Origin of the sequence: Prochlorococcus marinus str. MIT 9314, assembly GCF_000760035.1 — a bacterium.
GTDB lineage: Bacteria > Cyanobacteriota > Cyanobacteriia > PCC-6307 > Cyanobiaceae > Prochlorococcus_A > Prochlorococcus_A marinus_B.
Genome location: NZ_JNAO01000008.1, coordinates 70,745 through 86,025 on the forward strand (window position 1 = coordinate 70,745; position 15,281 = coordinate 86,025).

The 15,281-nt window shown below is 31.6% G+C and carries 16 protein-coding genes; 7 read left to right on the forward strand and 9 right to left on the reverse strand.

The features are described 5' to 3' along the window. Positions 1 to 14 precede the first annotated feature (14 nt). From EU98_RS05380 to yidD, 4 genes are all read right to left on the reverse strand, one after another. Positions 15 to 719 carry an SDR family NAD(P)-dependent oxidoreductase gene (locus tag EU98_RS05380; RefSeq protein WP_032515569.1) on the reverse strand — a complete coding sequence of 235 codons (705 nt, stop codon included), beginning with the start codon at positions 717 to 719 and terminating at the stop codon, positions 15 to 17. A gap of 80 nt (positions 720 to 799) precedes the next feature. After that, positions 800 to 2,335, reverse strand: a complete 1,536-nt coding sequence (locus EU98_RS05375) for a UDP-N-acetylmuramoyl-L-alanyl-D-glutamate--2,6-diaminopimelate ligase (protein ID WP_032515570.1) — start codon at positions 2,333 to 2,335, stop codon at positions 800 to 802. A 9-nt stretch (positions 2,336 to 2,344) separates the two neighbouring features. Continuing rightward, entirely contained in the window at positions 2,345 to 2,647 is a 303-nt protein-coding gene (locus tag EU98_RS05370) for a glutaredoxin family protein (RefSeq protein WP_032515571.1), read from the reverse strand. Positions 2,648 to 2,651: 4 nt separating this feature from the next. After that, positions 2,652 to 2,888 carry a membrane protein insertion efficiency factor YidD gene (gene yidD, locus EU98_RS05365; protein ID WP_032515572.1) on the reverse strand — a complete coding sequence of 79 codons (237 nt, stop codon included), beginning with the start codon at positions 2,886 to 2,888 and terminating at the stop codon, positions 2,652 to 2,654. Positions 2,889 to 2,983: 95 nt separating this feature from the next. On the opposite strand from yidD, the gene rpsD reads away from it, so the two are divergent. The 4 genes from rpsD (at position 2,984) to cysK (ending at position 7,373) form a co-directional block, all read left to right on the forward strand. Beyond that, the gene (gene rpsD / locus EU98_RS05360; protein ID WP_011817920.1) at positions 2,984 to 3,592 is read left to right on the forward strand and encodes a 30S ribosomal protein S4; all 609 of its coding nucleotides are present in this window, start codon (positions 2,984 to 2,986) and stop codon (positions 3,590 to 3,592) included. 74 nt (positions 3,593 to 3,666) lie between these two features. Continuing rightward, the gene (locus EU98_RS05355) at positions 3,667 to 4,830 is read left to right on the forward strand and encodes a trans-sulfuration enzyme family protein (RefSeq protein ID WP_032515573.1); all 1,164 of its coding nucleotides are present in this window, start codon (positions 3,667 to 3,669) and stop codon (positions 4,828 to 4,830) included. A gap of 3 nt (positions 4,831 to 4,833) precedes the next feature. Further along, positions 4,834 to 6,303 carry a PLP-dependent transferase gene (locus tag EU98_RS05350; RefSeq protein ID WP_032515574.1) on the forward strand — a complete coding sequence of 490 codons (1,470 nt, stop codon included), beginning with the start codon at positions 4,834 to 4,836 and terminating at the stop codon, positions 6,301 to 6,303. A gap of 83 nt (positions 6,304 to 6,386) precedes the next feature. Continuing rightward, the gene (cysK, locus tag EU98_RS05345) at positions 6,387 to 7,373 is read left to right on the forward strand and encodes a cysteine synthase A (RefSeq protein ID WP_002805805.1); all 987 of its coding nucleotides are present in this window, start codon (positions 6,387 to 6,389) and stop codon (positions 7,371 to 7,373) included. Here cysK and queA read toward each other — a convergent pair. The 5 genes from queA to lipB form a co-directional block, all read right to left on the reverse strand. Further along, positions 7,363 to 8,499 (reverse strand): tRNA preQ1(34) S-adenosylmethionine ribosyltransferase-isomerase QueA, encoded by a 1,137-nt coding sequence (gene queA / locus EU98_RS05340; protein WP_032515576.1) that lies wholly within the window; start codon positions 8,497 to 8,499, stop codon positions 7,363 to 7,365. The genes cysK and queA overlap by 11 nt on opposite strands. A 6-nt stretch (positions 8,500 to 8,505) precedes the next feature. Continuing rightward, a complete protein-coding gene (locus tag EU98_RS05335) occupies positions 8,506 to 9,873 on the reverse strand; it encodes a dihydrolipoamide acetyltransferase family protein (RefSeq protein ID WP_032515577.1) in 1,368 nt (455 codons plus the stop codon). A 218-nt stretch (positions 9,874 to 10,091) separates the two neighbouring features. Continuing rightward, positions 10,092 to 10,535, reverse strand: coding sequence for a YlqD family protein (locus EU98_RS05330; protein WP_025931439.1), 444 nt, complete (start codon positions 10,533 to 10,535; stop codon positions 10,092 to 10,094). A 38-nt stretch (positions 10,536 to 10,573) separates the two neighbouring features. Next, positions 10,574 to 12,517 carry an AMP-binding protein gene (locus EU98_RS05325; RefSeq protein ID WP_032515578.1) on the reverse strand — a complete coding sequence of 648 codons (1,944 nt, stop codon included), beginning with the start codon at positions 12,515 to 12,517 and terminating at the stop codon, positions 10,574 to 10,576. Positions 12,518 to 12,544: 27 nt separating this feature from the next. Then, positions 12,545 to 13,195, reverse strand: coding sequence for a lipoyl(octanoyl) transferase LipB (gene lipB / locus EU98_RS05320; RefSeq protein ID WP_025945702.1), 651 nt, complete (start codon positions 13,193 to 13,195; stop codon positions 12,545 to 12,547). A 44-nt stretch (positions 13,196 to 13,239) separates the two neighbouring features. Between lipB and hpf the strand changes: the two genes are divergently transcribed. From hpf to recO, 3 genes are read left to right on the forward strand one after another with little or no spacing between them, the layout of a single operon-like run. Continuing rightward, positions 13,240 to 13,824 (forward strand): ribosome hibernation-promoting factor, HPF/YfiA family, encoded by a 585-nt coding sequence (gene hpf / locus EU98_RS05315; protein ID WP_032515579.1) that lies wholly within the window; start codon positions 13,240 to 13,242, stop codon positions 13,822 to 13,824. A 7-nt stretch (positions 13,825 to 13,831) separates the two neighbouring features. Continuing rightward, positions 13,832 to 14,491, forward strand: a complete 660-nt coding sequence (locus tag EU98_RS05310) for a deoxyribose-phosphate aldolase (protein WP_032515580.1) — start codon at positions 13,832 to 13,834, stop codon at positions 14,489 to 14,491. Further along, a complete protein-coding gene (gene recO, locus EU98_RS05305) occupies positions 14,492 to 15,277 on the forward strand; it encodes a DNA repair protein RecO (RefSeq protein ID WP_032515581.1) in 786 nt (261 codons plus the stop codon). It abuts the gene before it with no gap. Positions 15,278 to 15,281 lie beyond the last annotated feature (4 nt).

Below are 15,281 nucleotides of genomic sequence, written 5' to 3' on the forward strand. Positions count from 1 at the left end.
TAAAAAAATTTAGTTTACCAAGGTATCTCCGAATTGTCCCATGCAATAAATTTTCCTGTAGATTCTGGTGATTGATTTTTAATAATATTGATCAGGAATTGGGAGGATTTTTCTTTACTAAATAATTTATGTTCTGGAACAAATTTATGAAAAGGTCTAGATAAATCAGTATCTACTGTCCCTGGATGAAGCAATGTGATGGCAGCCTTTGGGAAACGCCTAGCCCATTCAATACTTAAAGATTTAAAAAACTGATTTTGCGCAGATTTTGCAGCTCTATATGAATACCAACCTCCAGTTTGATTATCTCCAATGCTACCAACTCTTGCACTTATACTTGCAAAATTAAAATCAAAATCTTTTGGTATAAATTCTTCAATTGCTTTAGCTAATAAAATAGGAGAAAAGGCATTTATTGAAAAACTTTCCATCATATTTTTTTTATCAAGATGTTGTAATCTTTTTTCTGGTTGAAGAGAATCACTATGAAGTCTACCTGTAGCATTAACAACTAGCCTTAATTTTGAAGGATGATTTGATATTTTATTTTTCAAATGCAAAAGGGATTTAGAATCCTCTATATCTAATTCCCAAAAAGGATTAAATTCACTTTTTCTTCCACACAAAACAACATCTAAATCTTTTTCACTTTCATTCAGATCTTTAGCTAGTTGTGTTCCAATTCCACCTGCGCCTACAACTAAGGCTAAGCCTTTCATTTTATTAAAAATAACTACATTGATTCTAAGAAACTTTTCTTGTGATTTGCGTAAAATCTTTCTTATTTGATTGGGAAATTTTATTGAGATTTATTTTTTTCTTTTAATAATTTATAAGCTATTTTTCTATCATCAAAATTAATAACCTTATCATTGAGAATTTGGTAGTCTTCATGTCCTTTTCCTGCAATTAAAACAATATCTTTTTTATTGGCAAATTTAATAGATTCATTTATTGCTTTAAATCTATCAATTTCAATTGTTATTTTTTCTCTTTTTTTTATACCCATCAAAATATCATTTACTATCTTTTGGGGTTCCTCTGATCTTGGATTATCTGAAGTTATAAAAAGTTGATCAGACAACTCTTCAGCTATTGATCCCATCAAAGGCCTTTTACTACGATCACGATCTCCGCCACAGCCAAAAACAGTTATTAGTTTCCCTTCACAAAGTTTTTTAATTGATTGCAAAACTTTTTTTAATCCATCAGGAGTATGGGCATAATCAACAATTACTGTAGGAAGAGATCTTGAAACGTCATTTTCATCAATTTGTATTTTCTCCATTCTCCCAGGAGCACCAGGGAAAGATTGTATTAACTTTGATAAATCTTTTAAAGAAAAATTCAGTTTATACAAAATTGTTATTGCTTGAATCGCATTCATTAAATTAAATTCACCAACAAGTGGAACAAAAAGTTGAATTTTTTCCCTAGGTGTATGAAAAATACAAGTGGAACCACTTTCAGTAAATTTTTTATCTGTTACGAAAAAAAAATCATCATTTTCAAATTCACTTTCAGTAATCTTTGTAGACACTAATGAAGATCTTTTTTCAAGATCAGACGATAATTTAGATATCCAATGGTCATCGTGATTTAATACAGAAATTCCATCCTTTTCTATTAAATAAGGTGGGAAAAACAATTTTCTTTTTATTTGAAAATAAGATTCCATATCTGAGTGATAATCAAGATGATCTTGAGTTAAATTAGTAAAAATAGCCGCCTCAAATTCGCATCCTGATATCCTCTTTTGAGCAATAGAATGAGAACTTACCTCTAATATCGCGAATTCAGATTCTGCCTCAACAGCAGCACTTAATTTCTTTTGAAGTTTATCGGCGAAATCAGTTGTATGAGAAGCTACTTCTGAGAATCCAGGCCATCTATTAAACAAGGTCCCAAATAATGCAGTCTTTTTCCCTAATTTTTTTAAAAGATATTCCAATAAGAAAGTAATTGTCGTTTTTCCATTAGTACCAGTAACACCAATAAGTTTAAGTTTTCTTGAAGGCCTATTCCAAAACTCAGCGACAATTTGACCAAAAATATAATCTAAATTATCCTCAATAACCAAAATCCTTTCTCGATCAATAGATCCAATTCTCTCTTTTGCAGCAGACCCAATAATGGCAGCTTCCGCGCCATTTTCAATTGCCTCAATACAAAATTTTCCTCCATCAACATTTAAACCAGGCATTCCTAAAAATAAAGTTCCTTTTTGTACTTCTTTAGAGTTAAAAGAAATATTATTTATTTCATGATCAATTAAATCTAATGAAGGAATAATTCCTACTAAATCTAAAAGTTTATGTAATTTTATGGATCTCATATAAAAAAATTATTTCTCCAGAATGGTGCTAATATTTTTTTGAAACCAATTCTTTAATTGATCATCTTTTAATCTTGGAGAAATGCGAGGCAATTCTATTATTTTCTCAGACCTAATTCTTTCAATAGCAATAACAGGTACTTCATAATCATATTTTTTATATTTATCTTTATATAAATCGAACCTATCAATATCAATTTCTTTAAGCTCTTCTAGATCAGGGAATAACTCATTAAGATTTATTTTTGCCAGTTTGTTTTTTAATGAATCACAAAGGCAACATCCCTGCCTAACAAAAATAAATATTTTCATTCATTTAGTCAGGCACAGGGTCACATCCACAGGGAGTTAAAGGATGACATCTGCTTAATCTTTTTAAAGTTAACCACCCTCCCTTCCAAGGACCATGTCTAGTAATTGCCTCATATCCATAAGAGCTGCAACTTGGAATAAATCTGCATCTTGGTCCAAAAAAAGGAGAAAACCACTTTTGATAAAACGAAATCACAAAAAGAAGTATAGAAGTAATTGATTTATTAATAGTTTTGAACACTTTAATGATGTAAAATAATATTTCCTGTAGTAATTAGTTTAATTGAATTTAATCAATTATCCAATTTATTGCAAATTTCTATTTAATTTAAAATTATGTCAAGATACCGCGGCCCCAGATTAAGGGTTACGCGTCGCTTGGGAGAACTACCAGGTCTCACTAGGAAAGCTTCAAAGAAGTCTAATCCTCCAGGTCAGCACGGCCAAGCCCGTCGCAAGCGATCAGAATATGCAATTCGTCTAGAAGAAAAGCAGAAACTTAGGTTTAATTATGGAGTTTCTGAAAAACAATTAGTTCGTTATGTAAAAAAAGCTAGAGCTCAAGAAGGATCTACAGGAACTAACCTACTAAGACTTTTGGAAAACAGACTTGATAATGTTTGTTTTAGATTAGGTTTTGGAGGTACCATTCCAGGCTCAAGACAATTAGTAAATCATGGCCATGTAACCGTTAATGGAAAGGTTCTTGATATTGCTGGTTATCAATGTAAATCAGGCGATGTAATCGGAATTAAAGAAAACAAAGCAAGCAAAAAACTTGTTGAAGGTAATATAGAATTCCCTGGCTTAGCAAATGTTCCACCTCATCTTGATTTAGACAAACCTAAATTAACGGGAAAAATAAATGGAAAATGCGATAGAGAGTGGGTGGCTCTTGAAATAAACGAACTACTTGTTGTTGAATATTATTCAAGAAAAGTTTAATACTACTTTTCTTTGGATTATTAAATCTCTCATTAAAAATGAGAGACTTAATTTAATTCTTATTTTTAAAAATAATGGGAAATAAGGAAAATAATATCAAAAAGCCAGGTTTTAAGACCCTATCTATTCACCATGGGGTAACATTTGCAGAAGAAACTGGATGCGTTATGCCTCCTATTTTTTCTACATCCACTTTTAAACATGGAAATAAAGATAATTTCGACTACACCAGATCAGGCAATCCAAACTTTAGAATTCTAGAAAGCGTCCTTAAATCAATAGAAGATTCTAAATACTGTACAGTTTTTGGATCTGGAATTAGCGCGGTAACTGCAATTTCATCAACACTAAAATCAGGCGACAAGATACTCTGCGAGTCAAATCTCTATGGTTGTACAGTGAGGATGTTCGAAAAAGTTTTTAAGAAATTTGGGCTAGAAGTTTTATACACAGATTTTACAAACGAAAATAATATCAAAAAGATTTCATACTTCGAGCCAACGTTGATATGGCTAGAAAGTCCAACTAATCCACTTTTGAAGGTAGTTGATATTAAGGCGATTTGTGATGAAGCGAATAAACTACAAATCCCAGTAGTAGTAGACAACACCTTTTCAACGGCACTTATTCAAAAACCATTGGACCTTGGTGCAACACTATCACTCGTAAGCACAACAAAATTCATTAATGGACATAGTGATGCACTTGGTGGAGCAGTACTTACAAATAATGAGGTATGGAATAGTAAGATGCTTTTCTCTCAAAAAGCTCTAGGGCTTCAACCATCTCCTTTTGATAGTTGGCTCATTACGAGAGGAGTAAAAACTCTTCCTTTAAGAATCGAACAACAAACGCAAAGTGCAAAATTAATTTCTGAAGAATTAGACAATCATAAAATAATTAGTAAAGTAATTTATCCTTTTAATCAAAAACATCCGCAATTTAATTTAGCAAAATCGCAAATGAGAGCTGGAGGTTCGATGATCACCATAAAATTAAATTTAAATAAAGAGGATACTTTTAAATTTTGCAAATCTCTCAAATATTTCTCGCTAGCAGAAAGCCTTGGAGGAGTTGAAAGTTTAATTTGTCACCCCGCAACAATGACTCATGCTTCTGTTGATGATGAAACAAAAAATCTTTTAGGGATAAATGATGCTCTTGTCAGATTATCGATTGGATGTGAAGAAACAAACGATTTAATCTCAGACATATTATTTGCTTTAAATAAATTCTGAAAATTGAGAGATTTACTTAAAAACCCTATATGGAAAAATTTAGAGTTGGGATATTCTATTCCTGATAGTATTCATGCTGTTTCTGTAGCATTACCAACTTGGAATGATGTAATAAATTACGAGGAAAAAAATCAAGCATGCATGAATTTATTGAAGTCCATTTACCCAAGATTCGGGCTAAACCCCATAGTGAAAAGATTATGTGAAAAAGTAAAAAAAGAAAATTATTACAACAATAAAAGTATCTGGCCATATCCGAATGAAAGCATAGCTTTTAAAGCTAAAAAATACATTGATAGAAATACTTCTGAACAATTCTCATTTATAGAAAAAAGAGATAATCTAGCTTTCTTAATAACTGAAAAAGAAGGCAGTATTTATGCAAAATCTTTTTGGCAACATACTGGTCTTGGCATATCTTCAAGGGCTGCTGCTATAGAACTAGGTCTTGAAGATTGCCCTCCAAAATCTTATGTAAATGAATGTTCTCAAAGAATAAAAAATAGAATTTCTAAATCTACAAAAATTAACTCTGATGATATTCACTTAACTTCATCTGGTATGTCTGCATTGCATACATCATTAGAAATCATATATGAATTATTTCCAGCTAAGCCAACACTACAAATTGGTTTCCCATATGTAGATGTACTTAAATTACCAATGAATATCTTTTATGGAGCCAAGTTAATTACTGAAGAAAATTGCGAGGATATTGAATTAGAAATCAAAAGCATAAATCCATCAGCATTAATTATTGAACTACCGAGTAATCCAATGCTCAAATGTGTAAACATTAAAAAAATTTCAAAAATAGCTAAAAAGTTAAATATTCCATTAATTGTTGACGATACGATTGGATCAAATTTAAATATAAATTCCCTAGAACATGCAGATATAGTTTTTACTTCACTTACAAAAATTTTTTCAGGTAGTGGTGATATTCTTGCGGGATCATTAATACTAAATCCAAAAAGCAAATGGATTGATCAATTTAGAAATGTATTAAACGAGATTAATCTTCCAACACTTTCCGATGGAGATACAGTTTATCTAGAGAAAGTTAGTAGAGATGTAAATCAAAGAGTTTTTGAACAAAATAAAGCATGTTTAGAATTAAAAAAAAGATTAGAGACCCATAGCGAGATTAAAAATATTTTCCATCCTGAAAATTGTCCAAATTTTAATTCTTTACTTACTTCTGATGGAGGATACGGCTGCTTATTATCATTTGAGTTAATTGGAGGATTAAACAAAGCTAAAAAATTTTATAATTCTCTAAAAGTATCTAAAGGACCTAGTTTAGGTACAAAATTTACTCTAGTTTGTCCTTATGTTTTACTAGCCCATTATGACGAGTTGGATTGGGCTGAAAGTTTTGGTATACCATCGCACCTTATAAGAGTATCAGTTGGATTAGAAGACCAAGATCAATTATGGAAAAGCTTTTCTGAAGCACTAAATAATTTCTAAATTCCTAGTATTTACCGTATAAAACTTATATACTCTTTTTCTGAAAAATAGTTAGTATTAATATATATTTTCTCAATATATAAATGGCAAAAATTTATGAGGACAACAGTTTTGCTATTGGAAACACTCCATTAGTAAAATTAAAATCAGTTACTAAAAACGCGAAAGCTACAGTACTTGCAAAAATTGAAGGTAGAAACCCCGCTTATAGTGTCAAATGTAGGATTGGCGCAAACATGATCTGGGATGCAGAGAAAAGTGGGAAGCTTACAAAAGACAAAACTATTGTTGAGCCAACTTCTGGAAATACAGGAATTGCTCTAGCTTTTACTGCTTCAGCAAGAGGTTATAAACTGATCCTTACAATGCCAGAATCCATGTCAATTGAAAGAAGAAGGGTTATGGCAGTGTTGGGTGCTGAAATTGTTTTAACAGAGGCATCTAAAGGTATGCCTGGAGCAATAGCTAAGGCTAAAGAAATTGCAGAAAGTAATCCTTCTCAATATTTCATGCCAGGTCAATTTGATAATCCAGCAAACCCTGAAATTCATTTCAAAACTACTGGACCAGAAATCTGGGATGATTGCGATGGCGAAATTGATGTCCTAGTTGCAGGGGTTGGAACTGGCGGCACAATTACAGGAGTTTCAAGATACATTAAGCAAGAGAAGGGCAAAAATATTACTTCTGTAGCTGTAGAACCATCACATAGTCCTGTTATTACTCAGACAATGAATGGAGAAGAGGTTAAATCCGGACCACATAAAATCCAAGGAATTGGAGCAGGATTTATTCCTAAGAACCTTGACTTATCAATTGTTGATAAGGTCGAACAAGTAACAAACGACGAATCAATTGAGATGGCTCTTAGGTTGGCTAAAGAGGAAGGTCTATTAGTAGGAATATCTTGTGGGGCTGCTGCTGCTGCTGCTGTAAGATTAGCTGAACAAGATGAATATGCTGGGAAGACAATTGTAGTTGTTCTACCTGATTTAGCAGAGAGGTATTTATCGTCAATTATGTTTACTGAAGTTCCAAGCGGAATCATTCAAGAACCAGTCAAAGCCTAAATCCATTTTTCTCCAGAAGTGAATCTGGTGAAATATACATCGCATCGCCATAAGAGAAGAATCTAAATTTTTCTTTTATGGCTTTTTTATACAGATCTAATAATCTTTCTCTACCAATCATTGCACTTACTAAAAGTAATAATGAACTTTTAGGGAGATGAAAATTAGTTAATAATCCATCAACTACTTTAAATGTATAACCTGGCTTAATTACTAAATCTACATATTTAGCTATTGGAATAAAGTCATTAATTTCGTGAGAATAACAACTTTCAAGAGCTCTTACGCTAGTTGTACCAATAGCAATTATTTTTCTATCTGTTTTCTTTATTCTTTTTATTTCCTCCACTACTTCCTTATTAACACTTACCCATTCTTTATGAAGTTTTAAGTTACTTAAATCTTCTTGATCAATTGGTTTGAATGTTCCATAACCTACGTGCAAAGTTATCGGTAGGATTATTACGCCTTTTTTTTTTAGATTGGAAATAAGACTTTTGCTTAAGTGTAAACCAGCTGTTGGTGCAGCAACTGCCCCTGGATTTGTTGCATACTCAGTTTGATAACTTTTCTCATGAAAAGATTCTTCTTCGGAATTTTTTATATAAGGAGGAAGAGGGATTTCCCCGTATTTATCAAGAAGTTCATTCATTGAATTGAGACAAGTTATATTTTCCGGAAATTTAATAAATCTCCCTCCAGTTTCTCCATCAACTCCATCAACAATCAAATTAATATCTTGTACTAATGGAGATTTTAATTTTAATTTTCTATTTATTTTTAACTTTTTTGCTGGCTTTGCCAAACATAACCAAACACATTCATGGGATCTTTCTAAAACTAATAATTCGACAAATGTCTTATTTTCTAATTCAACCTTTAACCTAGCTTTCATAACTTTAGTATTATTTACAATTACAAGATCCCCTTCTCTAAATTCATCTAAAAGATTCTTGGTAAATTTATTAGTTAAACAGTCTTCTTCTAAAAGACTATTTCTAACTATCATCAATCTTGATTCATGCCTAATTGCAGAAGGTTTACTAGCAATTAATGAAGGATCAAGTAAATAATCATAAGCTTCCAGCTTATAATCTCTTTCATCATTATTAATTTGAGAAATCAATTAAATTTAGGAGACAAGAGTCTCTGGCTCATCTTCAATTAGGGAAGCCAAGTCTTTTAAGAATGAAGCTCCATCAGCTCCATAGATCACTCTATGATCAGCTGTTAGATTTACTTGCATTATTTTTTTAACAGATATTGAACCATCACTATTAGCAACAACGGTTGGTTTCGATGATGCTATGGCTAAAATAGCACCGGTACCTGGAGGAAGAATTGCGTCAAATCTATCAACTCCAAACATCCCAAGGTTAGATAAAGTGAAGGTTCCGGTTGAGTATTCATCAGGTTCTAATTGTTTTGATCTTGATCTTTTTACGAGATCTTTCCATTCCCTAGACAATTCAAATAAATCAGTATTGCATGGTTCTTTTAAAACTGGAGTTATTAGTCCACCATCTTCCATCGCAACAGCAACAGCTATATTTATATTTTCTGGATAAGAAATTCCATCCTCTGAAAAACTTGAGTTAACTTGAGGATGTTTTTTTAGTGTCTTTGCAACTGCCTTTACTAGTAAAGCAGTCATAGTAACTCCGTTCTGTTTTACTTTTTTGTAGAAATTATCTAATTTATCTGTGTTAATGGAATAACCCACCCTAAAACATGGCACATCTAAACTAGATTCCATATTTTTATTTACCGCTTTTTGAAGGGTATTAAATTGAACTGTTTCTCCGGGATTACCAAAACTATTTCCTGAAGTTTCTGGTTTACTTTCAACTCCCAAATTTGCACCAGGAATACTTGCAGGAGAACCACCTTCACCTATCCATGGTATAGAGACTGGTTGGCCATTAGCTTTTAAAATATCATCGGCTTGAATCCTTCCGTGAGGTCCTGATCCATGAACCTTTGCTAAATCAACACCCATTTGAGAGGCAAGTTTTTTAGCTCTTGGAGATGCAATCACCCTCGAAGAAACATTACTCGTAGCAGCATTTATTTGATCACTATTAAAAGATGAGGCTGCCTTTTCACTCATTAATACGACTTCTTTTTCTTGTTTTTCAACAATTTCACTTTGATCCACAGGGTTTTCTTCTGTTTTATTGCTTACCAATTCAAGTTGATCCGAACTAGAAACTTCGGGTTGATTTCCTTTATTTTGTTCTTGAACAGAAGCTATCTCATCCTCATTTTCTACAATAAGACCGATAGTCTCTCCTACTGGAGCAGTGCTGCCAGCAGGCATTAAAACAGCCGCAAGATATCCATCTTGAAAAGATTCAACATCCATGTCTGCCTTGTCAGATTCAACAACCAAGACAGATTCACCTCTTTCAACTTTATCTCCTGGATTTTTCAACCATTCCACAATCTTGCCCTCCGTCATAGTAGAACTCAAGGCAGGCATGAATATTTCGTGAGACATAAGAAAATTGTTATTGCATAAGTTTCAAGGGATTTCTACCAAACTTCCTAAAGTTTTTATGGTTTAGAACCCTTTAAACTCTTGTTTTAATTATACGAAATCATTTTCACAGTGGGAACTCTTAAAACTTAAGAAAGTAATAATTTAGATCGATTAAAATTTAAAACTTTTCGAAATTAAGATTTACTTATATTTATCAAAAATACTAAATCTTCTCTTTAATTATTATCTATAGATTGAATAACTCCATCCTTAACAGTAATCGATACTTGCATTTTTTCAATAAGATTGTCTCCCACAGTGACATCACAGAAACTATCCACTTGCCCTTGATCAACAATTTCGTCCATTTTTAATTCGCGAACTTGACTTTGTTGTTGAAGAAGATTTCTTTTTTGTTCTTCAATTTCATTTCGTTTTGCTGCGACTTGTTGTTGCACCTGACTAACCTGTTCTTGAACCCTTGGATCTAGGGGATTAACCGATTGGGATCTAATATTATTTACTATTTGCTGCCCCTCTTGCTCCAGTTGCGATAATTGCTGATCAATGTTTGAAATTGCTTTGCTTAATTCTTTTTCAGCATCTTCCTTCCAATTTGGTGTAACTACAGCTTTAATAGCTATTGAGCGCTTTATAGATATTGAGTTTTTTGTTTCCATAAAAAATTAAATTACCTTTTCAATATAGATAGAACAAATCAAATTTTCTTACTAAATTTGTTTTCATACATATTTTCTATTTGTAATGAATACTTTTTTTCTATTTCTTTTCTTTTTTGTTTAAGAGTTTGTGTTAATAACCCATTTTCTAGAGTAAAGGCATCAACAAAATAACAATCTAATATTTGTTCTTCTGATCTTGCTCCTAATCGACTTTTAAGCAAATTATTAATTTGTGATTTGAAAAATGTACCAATTTTCTTATTCAGGTTTAATTTTGAAAGGTCTTCTTCCAAAAACTTGCTTTTAACCAATTCGACATTAGGAACTACAAGGGCTGTTAAACATTTCTTATCTTGTCCTACTAATTGAATCTGATTAATAAATTCAGAACTAAGAATTTCAGTCTCTAGCGGATTCGGTTCTATATTTTCACCACTTGATAGTACTATTGTATCCTTGGCTCTTCCCGTTATGAAGAGAGAACCATTTGGTATTAGAAAACCTAAATCACCAGTATCAAACCAACCATCCTTGGATAAAACATTATTTGTGGCTATTTCATTATTAAGATAACCTTTCATTACTTGCGGCCCCCTAACAAGAATTTTCCCGACTTCTTTGAACTTCAGAATCTTTTTTTTATCATCATTCACTATTTTGATTTCAGTAAATGAAAGAGGCTGCCCAGATGATCCTCGAACATTTAATTCTCTTCTCCTACAAGTTAATACTGGACTAGTTTCTGTGAGTCCATATCCCACCAAAACATCTACACCTAAAGATTCAAAAAAAAGATCTACATGTTCTGGCAATGCACCTCCACCATTAATGGGAAATTTCAGTTTTTCTCCGCATAGTTGTCTAAGAATAGTCGGCCATAAAAAAATAGTAGACAATTTATGTAAAGGATATCGGCTAATAACAGAACCCAGTAAGGGGATTTTTGATTTAAAAGTTATTTGATTTATATCTATATTTCTTATCTTTCTAAGACTTTTTTTGAAAACCGAACTATTACTTATCAAAAACTTAATAAGTTTTTGCTTTTTGGAAGGCATTTTTTTCAAAGCCTGAAAAAAACCATCATGTATTGCTTCCCATAGTCTCGGTACAGTAGCCATGACAACAGGTTTTATTTGTGTAATATCATCTTTAAGAAATTTTGGAATTGTATAGTATTGAGAACAACCGCATGAAAAAAAGAAGTATTCAGCACTTCTCTCATAAGAATGCCAGATAGGCAAAACGCTTAATACAGAGGTCCCTGGTTCTGGATCAGCGATATAGGCTAAATTGATTATTTGATGTAAAAAATTTGCATGAGTCAAAGGCACACCTTTAGGTTTTCCGGTCGTACCAGAAGTGTAAAGAATAGTAGCGACGTCATCAATTTCTGGATTAAATTTTTCAAGATTATTATTTTGTGAATTTTCTTTTTCTACTGAACTTATGAATGTACTCCAACTTATTAAACTTTCAAATTGTTCATCTTCTAAATTGATTATAAATTTTAGTCTTTTTTTTAATTCTTCTTTGTTGTTTAACTTTAGCCAAATTTCCTTAGATTGAACTATTAGTCCTACTGAATTAGAGTGCCCAATAATATAGTCTAATTCTACTGAAGGAGAATTAATACCTCTCACTGCATTTATAGCTCCTAAACGCATTAAGCCTTGATCTACTGCAAGCCATCTTGGAGAATTTTCAGATATTACAGTAACTACATCACCCTTTTTTAAACCATAATTTTCGAAAGAAAAAGAGACTTTTGTTATTAAATCAGCCAGCTCAGAATAAGAAAATTTTTCTTTGTATTTCCCTCTTAAATCGCAAACAGCTAAAGTATCGCCACATTTAATTTTTAATTTTTCCCAAATTTGATCTATATGATCAAGGTTCTTAATAAAATCTCTATTTTTGGCAAATGTATTTTTTTTAGAAAGAGGTTTGGCTGCAGACCAATACGCTAAATCACCCATATTAAATTGATTGAGAAATTTTAATTTCTATTTTGATATAAAATCAAAATTAAATTCTTCCTCGATGGTTTTTTTAACAATTCTCTTGACTTCTTGAATATTTAAATTTTTGTTGTAATCAATCATATTTGCCATAAGACAATTTTCTATTCCGCAAGGAACAATCTTATTAAAGTTTTCTAATTCGCAGTCAATATTGATTGAAAATCCATTTATCGTAATCCATCTTTTACACCCAATTCCAATTGATGCGATTTTCTTATTTCCTATCCAAACACCAGTAAAACCTTTTCTAGAGTGACAATTTATATTAAAAGCTCCAAGGATTTTTATAATAATTTCTTCAATTTTTCTTAAATACCAATTTAAATCTTTATTAAAATTTTTCAAATCTAAAACCAAATACGTTACTAATTGTCCTGGCATATGACAAGTTACCTCACCACCTCTATCAATCTTAAAAACATCATATTTAGCATCATTTAGCGAAAATAGTAAATTATCGTAATTAGATCCTCTCCCCAATGTATAACAGAGTTGATGCTCCCCTATCCAAATAAAATCAGGGTTAGAATTATCTAAAATCAATGCCTCCTGATATTCTTTTTGTAATTTATAAACATCATTAAAAGAAGAAATATTATCAGGTTGTTTAATTATTGCTGTTCTATTATCCATATTTAAGTAGATTTAGAAAGTAAGTAAATATTTTTAGATTTGTTATGAAAATTTTAATCCATGGAAAGAATCTTGAGCTCACTGGAGCATTAAAAGAATATACTGAGGCAAAGATAGAAAAAGCAACACATCATTATAAGGATATCGTTAAAGAAGCTGATATACACCTTTCAATTGAAAAGAATCCAAGAGTCTCGTTCCAAACTGCAGAAGTTACTATTTTTGCAAATGGTACCGTAATTAGAGCTGAAGAAAAAACTGAAAATCTATACTCAAGCATTGATTTAGTTTCAAATAAACTTTGTAGAAAATTACGCAAATACAAAGAAAGAAACAATAAAACATTTCATAATAAACAATTTAAAAATAAAGATTCTTTACCAATTGAAAGTATGGAATCAAGTTTTTTAGATAAAGCTTTTTTTAAAGACGGAACTGAAGCAAGTCTGCCTGAGCCATCTATAAAAAATAAATACTTTGAAATGACTCCAATTTCATCAGACGAAGCAAGAAAACAATTAGATCTAATTGATCATGATTTTTATGTTTTTCGAAACAAGAAAAATAATGAACTTCAAGTTATATATAAAAGGAATCATGGAGGTTATGGATTGATTCAATCTAAATAAGTTTTAAATGCCCAATATTGAATATGAATTAAACGAGAAAATTCATGCGATTCTTATTAACCCTTATTTATCATGGGAAGATTTCTGTGTGAATTGCGATTTAATAAGGAAATACAATATCAAAAATATTTCTACTTCACTAAATTATTTAACTGATCTTAAAAACTGTTTAGGTAATTACAGTGCGGATATAAACACACTTATTTCTTACCCTTTAGCAGATTTACCAGTTTCATTTATTGAAGAATTAGTTTGTTTTGCAAAAGATAAGGGTGCAAAAGGAATTGAATATATCCCAAACTTTATCAATTTATCCAAAAGAAGTTTAGAAACTTTCGCTGCTGAAATTGAGCAAGTTAAATTATCTGGATTACCAGTTTCAATAATCATGAATAAATCAAAACTAAAAGAAGAAGTTTTTATTAATGCGATAGAAATATGTTTGGAATTAGGAATAAAAAATTTTCAATTCGGGGACGGGTTTGGATCTCCTCTTACATCTAATGATGTCCCCGAAATACTTAAAATAATAGGCTCTCAAAATCAAATAAAAGTTGTAGGTGGTATAAAAAAACTGTCACAAGCTATTGATTTGTTTGATAATGGAATTAGTTGCGTTGGAACTTCTAATTTTTGTGAGATTTTTCAAGAAGTAAAGGTTATTTAAATGTCTGCTTCTGGTGAGTGCAGACTAGAAGGTCTCTGTATTAAAGCTTCTCCATTAGGCGAGAATGATAGATTAATAACTATTCTTACGGATGAGCAAGGGATTGTTAGATTAGCCGTACCTGGTGCTAGACGTCCTAAAAGTAGTCTTGCAGCAGCTACTCCGTTAACATATTTAAGTCTGCAAATTTTTGGGAAAAGAAATCTTAAAACTGTACGTCAAATTAAAATATTAAAAAGCTATTCTGGTCTAGGGAAAAATATTGAATGTCTTGCAGCCGCACAAGCAATAACTGAATTAACTTTTTTATTAGTAGGTAATAATGACAGGCAACAAAACTATTTATCTTGCGTTCTTGCACATCTAGATAGGATTTATTTGTATGAAGAATCTGAAGAAGAAGATATTAAAATGCTCTCAATGAGTATTCAATCTTTAATCCATCTATTAGCCATTGGAGGTATTAATTTACCAATTCATCATTGCTGTAAAACTGGAGAACCTATTATTCCGCCTTTAGGAAATTGGGAATGGAGTTGTTATTTTTTGCCAAGTGAAGGGTTTTCGTCAATGGAAGATCCTCAAAGTAATCTAAAAATAAATGCATCTGAAGTTGCTCTATTACAGAGACTTCTTTTCCCCGAATTACCAATAAAATCTAACGGAGAGTTATTGGGACCTAAAAAAGTCTGGCTTAAAATATTATTTATTATTGAAACTTGGATCTCTACTCAACTAGAGAAAGATCTATCTTCACTTAAAATGTTGAGAGAAATATACAAATAGCATT

Coding starts and splice junctions, on each gene's coding strand:
- hpf (WP_032515579.1), top strand. CDS start 13,240: ATGAAAATTTTAATCCATGGAAAGAATCTTGAGCTCACTGGAGCATTA.
- EU98_RS05375 (WP_032515570.1), bottom strand. CDS start 2,335: ATGAGATCCATAAAATTACATAAACTTTTAGATTTAGTAGGAATTATT.
- EU98_RS05355 (WP_032515573.1), top strand. CDS start 3,667: ATGGGAAATAAGGAAAATAATATCAAAAAGCCAGGTTTTAAGACCCTA.
- rpsD (WP_011817920.1), top strand. CDS start 2,984: ATGTCAAGATACCGCGGCCCCAGATTAAGGGTTACGCGTCGCTTGGGA.
- EU98_RS05335 (WP_032515577.1), bottom strand. CDS start 9,873: ATGTCTCACGAAATATTCATGCCTGCCTTGAGTTCTACTATGACGGAG.
- EU98_RS05310 (WP_032515580.1), top strand. CDS start 13,832: ATGCCCAATATTGAATATGAATTAAACGAGAAAATTCATGCGATTCTT.
- cysK (WP_002805805.1), top strand. CDS start 6,387: ATGGCAAAAATTTATGAGGACAACAGTTTTGCTATTGGAAACACTCCA.
- recO (WP_032515581.1), top strand. CDS start 14,492: ATGTCTGCTTCTGGTGAGTGCAGACTAGAAGGTCTCTGTATTAAAGCT.
- lipB (WP_025945702.1), bottom strand. CDS start 13,195: ATGGATAATAGAACAGCAATAATTAAACAACCTGATAATATTTCTTCT.
- EU98_RS05325 (WP_032515578.1), bottom strand. CDS start 12,517: ATGGGTGATTTAGCGTATTGGTCTGCAGCCAAACCTCTTTCTAAAAAA.
- EU98_RS05370 (WP_032515571.1), bottom strand. CDS start 2,647: ATGAAAATATTTATTTTTGTTAGGCAGGGATGTTGCCTTTGTGATTCA.
- EU98_RS05380 (WP_032515569.1), bottom strand. CDS start 719: ATGAAAGGCTTAGCCTTAGTTGTAGGCGCAGGTGGAATTGGAACACAA.
- EU98_RS05330 (WP_025931439.1), bottom strand. CDS start 10,535: ATGGAAACAAAAAACTCAATATCTATAAAGCGCTCAATAGCTATTAAA.